The 16501-nt window shown below is 39.0% G+C and carries 13 protein-coding genes and 1 pseudogene; 9 read left to right on the top strand and 5 right to left on the bottom strand.

Annotation, left to right across the window (positions count from 1 at the left end; genetic code table 11):
* Together B3C94_RS04580 and B3C94_RS04585 are read left to right on the top strand one after the other, a co-directional pair.
* Window positions 1-195: pseudogene (locus B3C94_RS04580) on the top strand (TolC family protein); the annotation flags it as partial.
* Window positions 196-319: 124 nt separating this feature from the next.
* On the top strand, window positions 320-1006 hold the full coding sequence (locus B3C94_RS04585; protein ID WP_293899711.1) for a Bax inhibitor-1/YccA family protein: 687 nt from the start codon (window positions 320-322) through the stop codon (window positions 1004-1006).
* A gap of 70 nt (window positions 1007-1076) precedes the next feature.
* Here B3C94_RS04585 and B3C94_RS04590 read toward each other — a convergent pair whose 3' ends face one another.
* The 5 genes from B3C94_RS04590 to B3C94_RS04610 form a co-directional block, all read right to left on the bottom strand.
* Window positions 1077-1589: an SRPBCC family protein gene (locus B3C94_RS04590; protein WP_293899714.1), complete on the bottom strand. Its 513-nt coding sequence runs from the start codon at window positions 1587-1589 to the stop codon at window positions 1077-1079.
* A 137-nt stretch (window positions 1590-1726) separates the two neighbouring features.
* On the bottom strand, window positions 1727-2167 hold the full coding sequence (locus B3C94_RS04595; protein WP_293899717.1) for a carboxymuconolactone decarboxylase family protein: 441 nt from the start codon (window positions 2165-2167) through the stop codon (window positions 1727-1729).
* 126 nt (window positions 2168-2293) lie between these two features.
* A complete protein-coding gene (locus tag B3C94_RS04600) occupies window positions 2294-2659 on the bottom strand; it encodes a glyoxalase (protein WP_293899720.1) in 366 nt (121 codons plus the stop codon).
* A gap of 20 nt (window positions 2660-2679) precedes the next feature.
* Entirely contained in the window at window positions 2680-3711 is a 1032-nt protein-coding gene (glsA, locus tag B3C94_RS04605; RefSeq protein ID WP_293899723.1) for a glutaminase A, read from the bottom strand.
* Between the two features lie 99 nt (window positions 3712-3810).
* Complete coding sequence (locus B3C94_RS04610; RefSeq protein ID WP_293899726.1) at window positions 3811-5202, bottom strand: hypothetical protein; 1392 nt, start codon at window positions 5200-5202, stop codon at window positions 3811-3813.
* Between the two features lie 318 nt (window positions 5203-5520).
* On the opposite strand from B3C94_RS04610, the gene B3C94_RS04615 reads away from it, so the two are divergent.
* From B3C94_RS04615 to B3C94_RS04645, 7 genes are all read left to right on the top strand, one after another.
* Window positions 5521-6690: a porin gene (locus tag B3C94_RS04615; protein ID WP_293899729.1), complete on the top strand. Its 1170-nt coding sequence runs from the start codon at window positions 5521-5523 to the stop codon at window positions 6688-6690.
* Window positions 6691-6710: 20 nt separating this feature from the next.
* Window positions 6711-8141 carry an anion permease gene (locus B3C94_RS04620; RefSeq protein ID WP_293899732.1) on the top strand — a complete coding sequence of 477 codons (1431 nt, stop codon included), beginning with the start codon at window positions 6711-6713 and terminating at the stop codon, window positions 8139-8141.
* A 15-nt stretch (window positions 8142-8156) separates the two neighbouring features.
* Window positions 8157-8813, top strand: a complete 657-nt coding sequence (locus B3C94_RS04625; protein ID WP_293899735.1) for a succinate dehydrogenase cytochrome b subunit — start codon at window positions 8157-8159, stop codon at window positions 8811-8813.
* 12 nt (window positions 8814-8825) lie between these two features.
* A complete protein-coding gene (locus tag B3C94_RS04630) occupies window positions 8826-10742 on the top strand; it encodes a fumarate reductase/succinate dehydrogenase flavoprotein subunit (protein WP_293899738.1) in 1917 nt (638 codons plus the stop codon).
* Window positions 10743-10753: 11 nt separating this feature from the next.
* Window positions 10754-11503: a succinate dehydrogenase/fumarate reductase iron-sulfur subunit gene (locus B3C94_RS04635; RefSeq protein ID WP_293899741.1), complete on the top strand. Its 750-nt coding sequence runs from the start codon at window positions 10754-10756 to the stop codon at window positions 11501-11503.
* 214 nt (window positions 11504-11717) lie between these two features.
* Window positions 11718-12659: a polysaccharide deacetylase family protein gene (locus B3C94_RS04640; RefSeq protein ID WP_293899744.1), complete on the top strand. Its 942-nt coding sequence runs from the start codon at window positions 11718-11720 to the stop codon at window positions 12657-12659.
* Window positions 12660-13260: 601 nt separating this feature from the next.
* The gene (locus B3C94_RS04645; RefSeq protein WP_293899747.1) at window positions 13261-16476 is read left to right on the top strand and encodes a SusC/RagA family TonB-linked outer membrane protein; all 3216 of its coding nucleotides are present in this window, start codon (window positions 13261-13263) and stop codon (window positions 16474-16476) included.
* Window positions 16477-16501 lie beyond the last annotated feature (25 nt).

Consider the following 16501-nt stretch of genomic DNA (forward strand, 5'->3'; position numbering starts at 1 on the left):
AAAGAAGTTGAGGTTTTAAATAATTCCGTCACTGTATCAAATGATCTTTTTAAATCAGCGCGGGCTGACTATATGGAGGTTTTAATGACGCAACGCGATGTGTTAGATTCAAAACTTGAATTGATAGAAACGAAAAAGCAGCAGCTCAATGCTGTTGTCAATATCTATAAAGATTTGGGAGGAGGCTGGAAATAAGTTGTTTGTTTGAATGGACCCCGCTAGGCGGGGTTCTTTTTTACAAGCTTATGTAAACTTCTTACTTGTGAAAATAGAATTAATGCTTATTTTTAATTTTTATTTAATCAAATCTATTTATTTTATGGAATCACAAGAGTATGTTCTTATCCAAGATGATGCGGAAAGGGGAGTGTTTTATAAAAAAACCTATCTTCACGTTGCGCTTTCCATTTTGGCATTTATCGTTTTGGAGACGTTGCTGATCAAATTAGTTCCATATGATTTTATCGTGTGGATGGTCAGTGGAAAATTTATCTGGTTGTTTCTATTGGGATGTTTTTGGCTGGGTTCAACACTATCCTCGAGATGGACGCTTTCGCAAAGCAGGCAAACCCAATACCTGGGATTGGCTTTCTATATCGTATTAGAGGCGATCATTTTCTTGCCCATGATTTTTATGGCGGTATTTATGACTGAAGGGATTAGTGTAATCTACCAAGCTAGTATAATGACTTTGGCATTGTTTACCGGTCTTACCGTAGTCGCATTTGTATCTAACAAAGATTTTTCATTTCTTCGGAACATATTGGTGATTGGGGGATTTTTGTCCTTAGGCGCCATTGTTGCAGGTGCGATATTTGGCTTTGAACTTGGGTTGTGGTTTTCCGTAGCGATGATCGCTCTTGCCTCCGGAAGTATACTATATCAAACCCAAAATCTTAAATACAATTATGGGAACGAACAATATGTTGGAGCTGCCTTGCAGCTATTCTCATCAATTATGCTTTTGTTTTGGTATATCTTACGAATCCTGATGCGCAGACGATAGTTTAACAAGGTTTAGAAAAAGCGATGGTTGAAGTAGCTATTATTTCAACCATCGCTTTTTTATAGAGTTCCTACTTCAATGTGTTTTTTAAATTTTTTAGGCCTTGATCGAAATCTTTATTCATATTCATAAATACGTTCATCAAGTTCCATGGATAAGGCGATTTTCCAGAAATTCCCCAAGTTACCGACGTCTGGGTTGGAGAGATTTCTTTCAGTATAAAATAGCCCTTGGCAGGTTCTCCCATACCGAAGTCGAGCGATGTTTCGATCGTTTCGCCATCGACTATTTTCGTAATGGTCTGGGATCCTTTTCCCACTTTTTCACCGTCCCAGCTGTATTTATATCCGACCTGACCATCAATTCCCTGTTCTGTTTTTTTCATTTGAGGATCCGAAAGTTGCCATACGCCAAAATGGTCTTGGTTTTTGAGCATTTTCACATAGTTGAATACCTCCTGTTTTGGTTTGTCAATCGTGATCTCACTTTGAGCTGAGAAATCCTTGCTGATGAACAGTGCCACAATTAGGGGGATGGCGATAAGGATCACTAGAATAATTAGGATTTTTTTTATGATTTTCATAATCATGTTTTTATATTGGTTTTCCTTATAAAGATAAAGGAAATTGGTATTAAACAGGGCAGTCGATGGAATTTATTTTGTAAATGAAAAAGCTTCCTTTACTAGTAAAAGAAGCTTTTTCAGACTGCATATCAGTACTACTTTAGCAATTCCAAATGAGTGCTGATACCAATTCTATTCCATGCATTTATGGTAATAATTGCCATAATAACCTCAGCAATCTGCTTTTCGTTGAAAAGCTGCTTCGCTTTTTGAAAAGTTTGTTCCGTCAATCCTTTTTGGTGTATTAAAGTGATTTCCTCGGTCATCTCTAGCAAAAGCTGCTCTTCAGGAGTGAATAAGTCTGTCTCTCGCCAGGCATTTAAAAGAAATATCCGTTGCGGAGTTTCACCATATTTCAGCGCGTCTTTTGTGTGCATATCTAGGCAAAATGCGCAGCCATTGATCTGTGAAGCACGGATTTTTATGAGTTCCTTTTGGATAGGTGTCAAAAAAATATCGTTAAGATATGTTTCCAATCCCATCATCGCCTTGTAGGCTGTTGCATCTACTTTTGCAATATTCAATCTTGTATTCATCGTATTAAAATTTGATAAGACAAAGTTGCAACAATCATCCAACAAAAAAGTTAAACTGGTTTAAGAACAGGAATCGGTATGTTTTGCCAAATCTAATAAGCGATTAGAATAGGTAAAAACATCAATCTAAGCTGATACAATCAGATAATAGTTATCGAGGTCACGAAGAATAAACTGGTCTTTCAGCGAGTTTTCATTATAATGTATTTCTTTTTCTATTACAGCATTTAACAATGTGGCGTTCTCGAAAATTTGCTGCAAATTATCTACCCTAAAAAAAAGTATAAGTCCATTGCCCGCATTTTTTTGATCTTTCATGGTAGGATGTTCGTGCTCGCCCCATTTGTGTAAACAGAGAATTACCGTGGCTTTGTCCGCGAGAATTTCAAATGTTTCCCCTCCATGCTTGCTAGTACACCCGAAAAGACGTTGATAGAAAAGTGAGCTTTTAGGAACGTCCTCTACCGCAATTATTGGTTCTGTTCTTACCATATGATCTTTGGTTTCTAATTTTAATAAAAGAGACTTAGCGACTTCTCATTGACCAGGTCTAATATCATGCGATAAGCGGCCACAGAATTACCGTGTTGATCCAAGGCTGGGCTATAGGCCCCTATACCCATTTTATTCGGTACACTTACCGCGATTCCGCCGCCAACGCCTGATTTACTAGGAAGCCCCACAGTTCTTGCATACTCACCACTAAATTCGTACATCCCTGCAATGAGCATTTGTGATTGAACTAGCTGGGATAGACTTGGATTATTGTATTGCTTATTTCCATCATAGCGTATGCAATGATTTGCAAAAAAGAAGCCTATTTTAGCGAGATCTTCAGCTGTTATTTCAATTGAGCATTGCTTAAAATAATTATTAAGCTTATCCTCGCCGTCGCCATCAATGAGTCCGTTGTTACGCATCAGATAGAACATCCCTCTGTTTCGATGCCCAGTCTCGCGTTCTGAATTGAATACGGATTTACTGTAATTGATATTTTCATTATTCGTTATAAAACGAATCATATTAAGTATTTTGATAAACGGTTCCTCGCCTGTTCCTTTAATGAGTGAAGTCGTTAGTATCGCTCCGGCATTCATCATTGGATTGAGTGGCTTACCTATCGTTTCCAGATTCGCAAAATGATTGAATGGCTTGTCTGTACCAAAGTATCCCATTTTATCAAAAACATTTTGTTCGCCGTTTTCCAATACAGCAACCATCAATGCGACAATTTTTGAAATACTCTGGATTGTAAACCTTTGCTGTATATCGCCTACACTCACTATCGTTCCGTCGCTATTTACAACTGAAAGTGCAATGGATGCAGCATTCGCTTTACTTAATTCTGGGATGTAGTCCGCTACTTTACCTTCTTTAAAAGCTAACTTGTTTTTTGCTAATATTTTATTTAATAACGTTTTATCTACGGTAGTTGCGTTAGTACGCATCTGCTTTTGAATGTTTCCTTGAGCAAAGGATTGCTGGAATCCTCCACAATATATAAGGCCCATAATACAGGCTGCTAACCTCGCATATTTTCTCATTTTTCACTTATTTGTTTGTTCCAAAGATAGGGAACAGCCTATTAAAAACTTAAATAAGGTGCTAAATAGATGAATTTTTCAGCACCTAATGATTAGTAATTAAACAGCTGCTGGCGCTGGGTCAACATTCCATCCAGAGAGAATACCACCATAGAAAAAGAAAGTAACATAGAAGTTCTTTTTACTAAGCTTGTCAGTCACAAGGTATTTTCTTGTCACATCGTAACTGTCTATTTTTTTATACTTTGACAATTCTATCGGGCTTGCCGCGGGATTCTCCGCCTGTACCAAAGATTGTATCTTTTGGGTTATTAATTTCATAATACCTTCCTTTTTAAAAGGATCATTTTCAATTTTTGTATGTGCTGTACGCGTTAACATTCCCTTATTTTGAGCTTTTCTCGCTTTTGCGGCAGCTGTGTAGGTTCTGAATTTTTCCCTGATCTGAGGATCTTTTAAACTATGGATGGTAAAAATCGAAATTCCCTGTGCACCATTATTTAACGCCTCGTCCATATCGGTAAATATTTCCTCATTATTTTTAGCCATCAATCCACAATATAAAGTGGTATTTGCACCTTTATCCCGCACGTTTTCTAAGGTACAATCGCTAATAAAACTGGGGTCTTCTGTATAGAAATTGCTGTACACCATCGGAAACACAACATCCAAATTCCATTTCCCCCAATCTTGGCGGACCATACGTGAAGCCATTTTAGGCGTCGGGAATGGGGATGCAGCCATCGTCTTTCCATGAGAATGAACAATCTCCGCAATCATATTGGCGATATCGGTTATTTGATCACATCGAAATTGTCGCCATTTAAGATCTTTCGAAGGATCTTTCTGTGTCCTTGGGTCGTAGCCGTATTGTTTTTTGAATTTCTCTATGGCTATTGGGTGGTAACCGTAATCCCAGGCCGGATATTCGCGGTCCTGTACAATGTTGTATTTAGGCCAAAGGGTTGTAGGGAGCACAACATCCACATAACGATTATAGTCAATAGAAATTCCCTCAAGTCCCTCAATTTCACAATACGATTCGATTTTTTTGCTGATATACTCTTTTACAGCAGGAACTACAGGTGACAGGAATTTATAATAACCAACATATGCGGTGGTATCTGCAAGACTCTTTCCATTTCGATTGACACTGAACCAATCCGGATGTTCTTGGAGTATCTTATCCCGGTCGTGTTCTAGGTTCATCGTCCAAAGCCACGCAATAACCTGAATGCCATATTTTTTTGCGATCGGAATGGCCACACGATACTCATCTGGGCTAGCAGCGTTTAGCATGACGCCATCGATTCCGAGATAGTTCATCTCTCGACAAATAGAATCAAAGTTTGTTTTGGCGTTGTAGTCCAGCCAAGTCCAAAACATCGCGGGCTTTTCTTTTTCACTGGCAGCGGTTGTCGATACGGAGAACCCCTGGATCATAAGGAGGACTATGCTAATAAAACAAATCTTGATTAATTTTTCTTTCATAATATTTATTGATTCTAAATTCTGCTTATCATAATTCACGGTCGAAGCATCCAATGAGTCTTATAACTCCCTAAAAGTTCAATCTGCGGATTTGACTATTCGATTGGTTTTGCGTTCGTCCGTGAAAATACATAAAAACATGGAATTATACTACCGCATATGGAAATTGGATTGATTTTCTTACAGTTATTAAATTATATTAAAATAACAAAACATTTTTTAATGCTACCTGTTGTTACTACATGACTCCCTCAAAAGAGCGACATTATTGACAGTGAAAAGTGGGCTAGGCTACTGGCTAAAACAAATTGTTTTGATATGAAGAAATACCATATTCCAATTTTTATAGCGTGTTTACTATTGTGTAACCTTGTTAAAGGGCAGGAAATCGGAGCTATACAGCAGAGCAAAACCGATTCTATCCTGCAACAAACCAAAGATGAAACTACCTATCCCAAACTTCAGGTGAAAGGATTATTTCAGGCGAGGTATCTTGTCAGTGGAACAAAGAATGTCGATGTCAATGGGCTGCATCATAGTGATGGCTCAGGTACAGACAACAACTTTATGGTAAAGTACATGCGTGTGCAGATGCGTGCGCAAATTAGCAAACGTACAGAGGTAGCCGTCTTGGCAAACCTGGCTGATTTCAAAAGTGATCCAAAAACAAAAGTTCTTGAAAATGCCTATCTGAAGTATACGTTCAGTCCCAAATTGGCAATTACAGTGGGGCAATTTCGTCCTTGGTTTGGAATCGAAGAAACCTATCCAATTGACATTATCAAATCATTGGACTGGTCGAATCAATACCTTGAATTTGGGAAATTAGGATGGGCAAGCTTTCAGATCGGAGTAGCTGCGACAGGTGAGACTAAGCTTGGTGAGGTGCCTTTTAGCTATTCGCTATCGGTTGTTAATGGAAATGGAAAGAATCAGGTCGTCGATAACGATAATGGAAAACAATATGCTACGCGTCTTGTATTCGGCCTTTCAAAGAAATACGGTGTCAATTTGGGGCTCAATGGTGGGATTGGTGAAGTCATGAAGAAACAGGTACATGCGTTGGGTGTTGATTTAACAGGTAATGTGAGCTTTGGTAGACGATGGAACCTCGATATGCAACTGGAAGCAAAGCAGGCCATAAATCATAACATTTATTATTCTTTGGAAGAGAGTGCACGTACCTCTAAATTGAGCGATTACCTTGTCCGAGGCATTTATTTTCTGCCAAACTTACGGTATGAAGTGAACTATTTTAATCTAAGCGCTTTTGAACTATCTTGTCGATACGAATATATCGACCCGAATTATAAGCTTAATGCGAATGCACGACAAACATATACCCCTATGTTTGGGCTGGAATTTTTAAAGAATTATGGTGCGCGGATACAGCTTGGCCTACAGTTAGACCGTTATAAAAAACAAACAGAGAATACCAGTGAATTTAATAAGAACTTATTTATCGTTCAAGTACAAAGTCGATTCTAATCCATTAAACCACGTTTATTATGAAAGAAATCAATATTAAAAATGTAGCTATCACTTTTGTTGTAGCACTCATTTTATGGTTTATTCCAGTGCCTAAAGGTGTCAGTCCCGAGGCTTGGCATTTATTTGCAATTTTTGCGGCGACTATCCTAGGGATTATTTTAAAAGCGGCTCCAATGGGCACGATGTGTATGATGGCGATTGCATTTACTGCGCTGACACAAGTTTTGGCGCCAGGAGATGCAGGTAAATCTATTACCAAAGCTTTGACCGGTTTTGGAGACAAAGTGATCTGGTTGATTGGTATTTCGTTTTTTATTGCGCGCGGTTTCATTAAAACTGGTTTGGGAAATAGAATCGCTTTTCTTTTTATTCGTGTTTTTGGAAAGAGTTCCTTGGGACTAGCTTACGGATTGGGGCTTGCTGACGTTTGTTTAGCTCCAGCAATCCCTAGTAACACGGCTCGGGGGGGTGGAATTATTTATCCTATCATGAAATCTATGGCTATCAGTTTTGATTCCGTTCCCGATAAGCCAGAAACACATCGAAAGCTAGGATCTTATCTAACTTTAAATAGCTATTACATGAATCTAATTGCTTCTTCGATGTTTCTGACCGGAACGGCCAGCAATCCAATGTGTCAAAAGTTTGCTGCGAATCTAGGGATTGATATTACCTGGATGTCTTGGGCAATTGCTGGATTTGTACCGGGTCTTGTTGCGTTTTTTGTGGTTCCACTTGTACTTTATAAATTATATCCACCTGAATTAAAAAAAACAGGGGACGCACCAAAGATGGCTGCCCAGAAATTAAAAGAGATGGGGCCAATTTCCAGAAATGAGTGGTTAATGTTGCTGGCATTCTTTATTTTGTTGGCACTATGGATTTTTGGCGGATCTTTTTCCATTGATGCTACCACTACAGCTTTTATAGGCTTGACTTTGCTTTTGCTGACTTCTGTATTGACCTGGGAAGATGTTAAAGCTGAAAAAGGTGCTTGGGACACCATTGTGTGGTTTGCTGTTTTGGTTATGATGGCTAGCTCTTTAAACGAACTGGGGTTCATTGGTTGGTTTAGCGATCTGATCAAAGTACAGATCGGTGATTTAAGTTGGCAAATTGCCTTTCCTGTAATTATTCTTGTTTATTTCTTTAGCCACTATATTTTCGCCAGCGCTACTGCACATGTGGCGGCGATGTATGCGGCTTTATTGGGGGTAGGTGTTTCTTTAGGCATCCCGCCAATGCTGCTTGCGATGATGCTCGGATTTCTAGGTTCTATTTATGGCGTTTTAACCCATTACGGACACGGTCCAGCGCCCGTATTTTTCGGAAGTGGCTATGTGGATTTAAAGTCCTGGTGGCTACGTGGACTGGAAATAGGCATCGTATTGTTGGTGATTTATATGGGTGTGGGCGGACTGTGGATGAAAGTTATTGGTTATTATTAAAATCAGGACCTTATTATGTTATCTACTTTGTCAAAAAAGATGCTTATGTGTCTAACGGGATTGTTCCTAGCGTTCTTCCTGCTGATTCACTTTTTAGGAAACTTACAGTTATTCTTGCCGCAGGAGCAAGCACATTTACAGTTTAATGCATACTCACATTTTTTAGCTGGTAACATCTTGATTAAGATCATCTCGTATGTACTTTATGCCAGCATTATTCTCCATGCATTAGATGGCCTTATTATTACCTTAAAAAATAAAAGGGCAGGTGCTGTTTATGAATCGGACCACCGGGGAAGAGCGAGCAAATGGTACTCGCGAAACATGGGAATTTTGGGAACCTTGATTCTTATTTTTTTGGTTATCCATTTTCAGAATTTCTGGTATGTATACAAATTTGGTACTCCGCCGCTCGACGAACGGGGTAACAAAGACTTATATGTATTGGTGATCGCTGTTTTTCAGCAATGGTGGTATGTGATTATCTACGTATTGTCTATGGTAGCTTTATGCTATCATCTCGTTCACGGTATACATAGTTCAATTCGAACATTGGGATTCTATCATCCAAAATTTGTGAAATGGTTTAAGATCATCGGAATTGGTTACTCAGTCATTATAAGTTTTGGATTTGCAATGATGCCTATTTATATATTCTTTACAATAAAATAAGGGAGGGAAATCATGATATTAAATTCGAAAATACCGGAAGGACCATTGGATGAAAAATGGACACGCTATAAGAAGACTGCCAAATTAGTTAATCCTGCCAACCGAAAAAAATTGGATGTTATTGTCATCGGTACCGGATTGGCGGGTAGCTCTATTGCAGCTTCCCTTGGGGAGATGGGGTATCAGGTTAAATCCTTTTGTTTTCAGGACAGTCCGAGACGGGCGCATTCAGTTGCTGCTCAAGGGGGGGTAAATGCTGCAAAGAATTATAAGAATGATGGTGACAGTGTCTACCGGATGTTTGTTGATACTCTGAAAGGGGGAGATTTTCGCGCCCGGGAAGCAAATGTATACCGTATGGCAGAATGCTCTCTGAATTTGATCGACCAAGCCGTAGCCCAGGGTGTTCCATTTGGACGAGAATATGGTGGGTATTTAAACAATCGCTCTTTTGGGGGAGTACAGGTAAGCCGTACCTTCTATGCAAGAGGTCAAACTGGACAACAGCTCCTTTTGGGAGCGTATCAAGCACTTATGCGTCAGGTAGGTAAAGGAACAGTAGAACTTTTTGCCAGGCACGAGATGCTGGATATTGTTGTTATAGACGGAAAAACACGTGGAGTTATTGTACGGAATTTAGATACTGGTGAAATTGAACGACATGCCGCCCACACAGTCATATTAGCGACAGGAGGATATGGTAAGATATATTATCTATCGACCTTAGCCATGGGGTGTAACGGTTCAGCAATCTGGCGTGCACATAAAAAAGGTGCATTAATGGCTTCTCCTAGCTGGATTCAGATTCATCCGACTTCGTTGCCACAATCTGGCGATTATCAGTCTAAATTGACGCTAATGTCAGAATCGTTACGTAATGATGGGAGAATTTGGGTTCCCTTAAAACAGAATGAATCACGAGAACCCAATACCATTCCGGAGGAAGAAAGGGATTACTATTTAGAACGGCGCTATCCCGCATTTGGCAATTTGGCTCCGAGGGATATTTCATCGCGGGCAGCTAAAGAACGTATCGATGCCGGCTTTGGGATTGGGCCACTTAAAAATGCAGTTTATCTGGATTTTGCTAAAGCTATTCGGGAGCAAGGGAAACAGAAAATACAAGAGAAGTATGGTAATCTATTCGATATGTATGAAAAGATAACGGGATATGACGCTTATAAGGAGCCAATGATGATTTCACCCTCTGCGCATTTCTCCATGGGTGGTCTATGGGTGGACTATGAACTGATGACCAGCCTACCCGGTTTATTTGCTTTAGGGGAGGCTAATTTTGCAGATCATGGTGCTAATAGGCTTGGTGCAAATTCGCTGCTTCAGGCATCTGTAGATGGTTATTTTATTGCTCCTTACACCATTGCCAATTATTTGGCAAATGAAATTCACACGGGTAAAATTTCAACCGATCATATCGAGTTTGACCGTGCAGAAGAACAGGTTAGAAAACAGATTGAAATGTTGCTGAATATTAAAGGCAGTAAAACTGTGGATTATTTTCATAAAACACTGGGTAAGCTACTTTACGATTATTGCGGTCTCGCACGGAACGAGAAAGGGCTTCGCTATGCTATTGGTGAGATTAAAAAACTCAAACAAGAATTTTTTAAAGAGGTTATTGTCAGTGGCGAGGCTAACACCTTAAATACGGAACTAGAAAAAGCGGGGCGTGTAGCAGATTATTTTGAAATTGGAGAATTGATGTGTTATGACGCATTGACACGAAATGAGTCCTGTGGAGCACATTTCCGCGAGGAATATCAAACTGCGGATGGGGAAGCGTTAAGAAATGATGCTGAATACCAATTTATCTCTGCATGGTCCTGGAAGGGCGAAAATGAAGAACCTGAGCTGATCAGGGAGCCACTGACTTTTGAAGAGATACAACCAACTGTAAGGAGCTATAAATAAAAGGAACGATTATGGATTTACATCTTAAAATATGGCGGCAAAAGGAGCGGAATGCTGCAGGCAAATTAGAGACTTATACCTTAACTGACCTTAATCCGCATATGTCATTTCTGGAAATGTTAGATACATTAAATGAGCAGCTTATCACGCATGGGGAAGAGCCTGTGGAGTTTGATCATGATTGTCGCGAAGGAATTTGCGGGCAGTGCGGAATGATGATTAATGGCATGGCACACGGCCCCCTTAAACATACAACTACTTGTCAGTTGCATTTACGTTCATTTAAGGATAAAGATACTATTACCATTGAGCCTTTTCGTTCAGCAGCATTTCAGGTAAAAAAAGATTTGAAAGTGGATCGGTCGGCATTTGATAGGATTATTTCATCAGGGGGATTTGTCTCCATTAATACAGGCCAAGCTCCGGACGCAACGGTCATTCCAATTTCCCATGAGCTGGCAGAATCGGCATTTGACTCTGCAGCGTGTATTGGCTGTGGTGCTTGCGTAGCAACTTGTAAAAATGGTAGTGCTGCTCTATTTACTGCCGCAAAGATTACACATATGGCGCTATTGCCCCAAGGAAAGGAAGAACGCAGCCAACGGGTTTTAAATATGGTCAAACAAATGGATAAAGAATCCTTTGGTCATTGTTCGAATACAGAAGCCTGCGAAGTGGAGTGTCCACAAGGGATATCAGTTTTGAATATAGCACGAATGAATTTTGAGTATAACAAAGCGCTATTTTTTAAAAAGAAGTAAAAACGGTCGTGCGAGTAACATAACAAAAATGGCACGATTGTTTCTACTGTAGGATTTAGATTGAAAAATTAAGGCCATTAGAAAGCCGCCATATGGTGTTGAATAGGTAGAACCTTATCCCTGAAAATGGGGATTTGTATTATTTTATGGTTGACAAAAAGGTTTTTGTATTAATTTTGAAAAAAAGAAACTCATTAAAGTTATAGCGATTGATATGAAGTGTAGTAGGATGTTTGTTGTACTTTTCACCTGTAGTATAGTGTTTGGTATAACCGCATGTAAAGATTTTTCAAATAAAGTCTTAGGAAAAGGAGATTTGAAAGACACAATTTCCAAGCAATTGGCGGTCAAGGAAAAGGCGCCACATTTGTTAAATCGATGGGATTCACTTCAAAAAAATCAGATTCAGTTTACTGTTGACAGTTTACACCCTATCCCGATCAAACAACAAAAGCGCGAACTCAAAGATTCGTTACGCAAAGCTTTTGATACACATCCAAAACATATTTATTTGACTTTCGATGATGGGCCGTTAATCGGTAGTGCTTTTATCGATTCAATTGCGAAGGAGAAAAATATTAAAGTGAGTGTATTTCTGATTGGCAAGCACGCCAATATGAGTAAAGGCCGAAAACGTGATCTCATACGATATGAATCAAATCCTTTGGTCGCCTGTTATAACCACAGCTATACTCACGCAAATAATCAGTATTCACGGTTTTACAATAATCCACAACATGCGTTTGCTGATTTTGAAAAGAATGAAAAGGATCTTAATTTAAAACATAAAATCGTCCGGCTTCCAGGCAGAAATATCTGGATATATGATAATGTTCGTAAAATTGATCTTAAAAATGGATCTACTACGGCGGACTTGCTGCACAAAAATGGCTATACAATATATGGCTGGGATGTGGAATGGCGGCTTAATAGTGTAACTGGTATACCTATTCAAAGCCAGGCGTCTACTTTGTCCCATATTCGGAATTATATGAACAATAAAAGCTCAATGGTACCGAACAATGTAGTTTTCTTGATGCATGATGATATGTTTCAAACGCAGAAGGGGCAACAGGAACTAACCTCTCTAATTGATGCGTTAAAAAAAGAGGGTTATCAGTTTGAATTTATGCAAGATTATCCGATTAAATATTAATTGGAATCGTTGATTAACGATGATAATATAGAAGAGTTTGGTTTACGAAATAACACCAAACTCTTTAGGATAGCGGACGCTGCCATGTTTTCTTTTCTGATTTTTACATTCCTCCTTTAAGGATGGTAGTATTTCTTCACTATTAATATAGCCAATTCCTACACTTATTTTTGTGTATACATAGTTGTTTTAAAAAAATCAATTATAGAACTAATTATAAAGGATAAAGATGCATATTATTATTTAAAAAATTGATAATATACTTTCTATTGGATAAAAAATGCATTTCGTCTAAGAATTCCCCTTATGAAATTTATTCGTGAACACATTAATAACGTATGTGGTAGCGCCAACCGTTACAATTATTTTAAAGAAAACCAGCTTAATTAATTTCATGCACTCAAGTTTCTTAGTGTCAATTGCTTATGTATTAATTGTTAAATAGTGTAAAAATAACACTTGCATTATATATTTATTTTCGTATTTTCATGTTAGATAAACAATTATAAATCGCCTCTATTAGACTCCTAAACCGACAAGTCTTGTAGAGGTAAAAAAAATAACTAATTAAATACAGAATTTAAACAATTAAACAGTTTTTATGATTAACTGCCATTATTTCTCAAATCAATGGAAGAGAGCGTTTTGGACTGGATCATTGTGCTCATTAGTGGCCTTGAGTCCTCAAATCGTCGATGCTGCAACCCTCGCAAGCCATGGGATTCTCTTTCAGCAGGAGCTAAGTGTTTCTGGAACGGTACATGATGAAACTGGAATGCCAATCCCAGGAGTAACTGTATCTGTAAACGGCACAAGTTTAGTAACTAAAACCGATCTTCAAGGTAAGTACAAATTAGACAAAGTTCCTAGTAATGCAACCATTAACTTCCGTATGGTGGGCAAACAATCTATGGATGAGTCTGTAAAAGGAAGGCATGCGATAGATGTCACACTTCTTAATTCGGAATCGAATCTCGAAGAAGTCGTTGTTGTAGGTTACGGTAAACAGCGCAAGGAAACAGTTACAGGTGCTGTTGCCACTGTTAAAGGAAGTGATCTTGCTCAATCACCGGCATTGAACGTTTCCAATGCATTAACAGGACGAGTTCCAGGGGTTACAGCGACCAATGGAAGTGCTGAACCTGGATATGATGGCTCCAATATCAAAATCAGGGGAACGAATACACTTGGTAATAGCAGTCCATTAGTCGTTATTGATGGAGTTCCTGCGCGTGAAGGAGGAATTGATCGTATAAATCCCCGAGATATAGAAAATATCTCCGTTCTAAAAGATGCTTCTGCTGCTATTTATGGAGCCAGGGCGGCAAATGGTGTTATTCTCGTGACGACAAGACGAGGAAAAACAGGAAAACCGCAGTTTTCGTATACGTTCAACCAAGGCTATTCCCAACCTACCGTCATTCCTAAATTAACAGATGCCTCCCAATTTGCGGCAATTAGAAATGAACTTGAAATTTATAACCTTCCTGTTGAAGAATGGTCTGCTGCTTATACCGCTATCAACGAGAAAGGCAGTTATAATAAACAAGGTGGAGGAGTTTTGGATGCTCCGTTTAAACCAGAAGATATCCAAAAGTTCAAAGACGGATCAGATCCTTGGGGGCATCCTAATACCGACTGGTATAAGGCTACGCTAAAAGACTGGTCACCACAACAGCGTCACAACCTTCAAATCAATGGCGGTACTGAGGATGTCAAATATCTGATGTCTTTGGGGTATCAAAATCAGGATGCATATTATAAAAATTCGGCTACAGGTTATAAACAGTACGACTTAAGGATTAATCTAGATGCTAATATTAGTCAATATGTTAAAACGCAGTTCGGTGTTTTGGGAAGACAGGAAAACCGGAATTTCCCGACCAAGAGTGCCGGCACAGTCTTTAGAATGCTAATGCGGGGAAATCCGACACAACCAGCAATATGGCCTAATGGAATGCCGGGACCAGATATCGAAAATGGCGAAAACCCGGTAGTAATTACGACCAATGCGACAGGTTATGATCACGATAAACGCTACTATTTTCAAACAAATGGTCAGGTTGAGATTACAAATCCCTGGATAGATGGCCTTAAATTAACGCTTAATGCCTCTGTCGACAAATATGTGAAAAATCAAAAAACATGGGTTACACCCTGGACCTTGTATTCTTGGCAGGGCGCTTATGAAGCCGATGGCAGCACTCCGCAACTTGTTCCTGGAAGGCGTGGACCTGCTGATCCAAATTTAAACCAAAGCAATGAAGATCAGCTGAATATCCTACTTGGCGGAATCTTAAGCTTCGAGCGGAAATTTGGTGATCATCAGGTAAATGCTATAGCAGGTATCAATAGAGAAACAATTGATAATGATAAATTCAGCGCATATCGCCGCTATTTTCTTTCAAATGCGATCGACTATCTTTTTGCTGGTGGGGAACAGGAAAAAAATAATGACGGGTCTGCATGGAAAAGAGCTAGGTTAAATTACTTTGGGCGATTTGGCTATAATTATAAAAGCAAGTATATTGCAGAATTCCTTTGGCGTTATGACGGATCGTATATGTTTCCTGAAAGTGAACGGTTCGGTTTCTTTCCAGGTGCTATGGCGGGATGGGTAGTGTCGGAAGAGAATTTCTGGAAGGAAAATGTCCCTGTAATTAATTATTTCAAGATTCGTGCCTCATATGGCCAGATGGGTAATGACAACATCTATTATGATGATAAGTTACAAGAATATCAATATTTTTCAACCTATTCCTTTGGCACTTATATCGTCAATGATAAGCTAGCGAAATCCCTTTTTGAAAGCCGTGTTCCTAATGAGATGATTACCTGGGAGGTTGCCAATAACTATAATTTAGGGTTTGATTTTCAATTTTTACAAGGAAAACTGAATTTCGAGTTTGATATTTTTAAAAACCGCCGTAATTCCATTCTGTGGAGAAAAAATGCGTCAATACCCCAAAGTACGGGGATGACACTGCCGGCAGAAAATATTGGTAAAGTAGATAACAAGGGTTGGGAATTTAACTTAGGTTATCGTGGCAAAGTAGGAGATCTGGGGTATACGGTTGGTGTGAATGGTGGTTATGCCAAAAACAAAATTATCTTCTGGGATGAAGCTCCTGGCGCCCCTGCATGGCAGCAAAGTACAGGTAAACCTATCAAAACGGATATTTATTATGTTTATGATGGTGTATTCCGTGACATGGAAGATATCTCCAACAATAAATTGGACTATAGTGCCATTACGAAAACTTTACGTCCTGGAGATATGAAATATAAAGATTTCAATGGTGACGGAAAAATTACCCCTGATGATAAAGTGAGGCGAGACAAGAATAGTGATCCAACTTTTCAGGGAGGTTTCAATTTTAGTCTGACTTATAAGGATTTTGACTTATCGGTACTATTTCAAGGAGCTACAGGAGGAGAGATACGGGTAGGAACGGATGAATCTGGATCAATCGGAAATTTTGTGGAAGAATTCTATGATAAACGCTGGAGCATCAGCAACCCAAGTAGTGTTTATCCACGTTTGACAGACCGTGGCAATCAATATTATTCTTATAACAATACCTATTGGATGCGGAGTACCGATTATCTGCGGCTTAAAAATGTGGAAATAGGATATAACCTGGCGTCAAGCATTTGTAGTAAAATTGGCATTGGTTCTTTACGTCTATATGCAAATGGCATGAATTTAATTACGTGGAGTAAGATCAAGATGTATGATCCTGAGGCAGTTAATGCATTAGGACAATATTATCCGCAGGCAAGATTAATTAATTTTGGCGCATTATTATCGTTCTAACCAACTGTCATATTAAGAACTTAAC

It is taken from the genome of Sphingobacterium sp. UBA5670 (genome assembly GCF_002420705.1).
Lineage (GTDB): Bacteria > Bacteroidota > Bacteroidia > Sphingobacteriales > Sphingobacteriaceae > Sphingobacterium.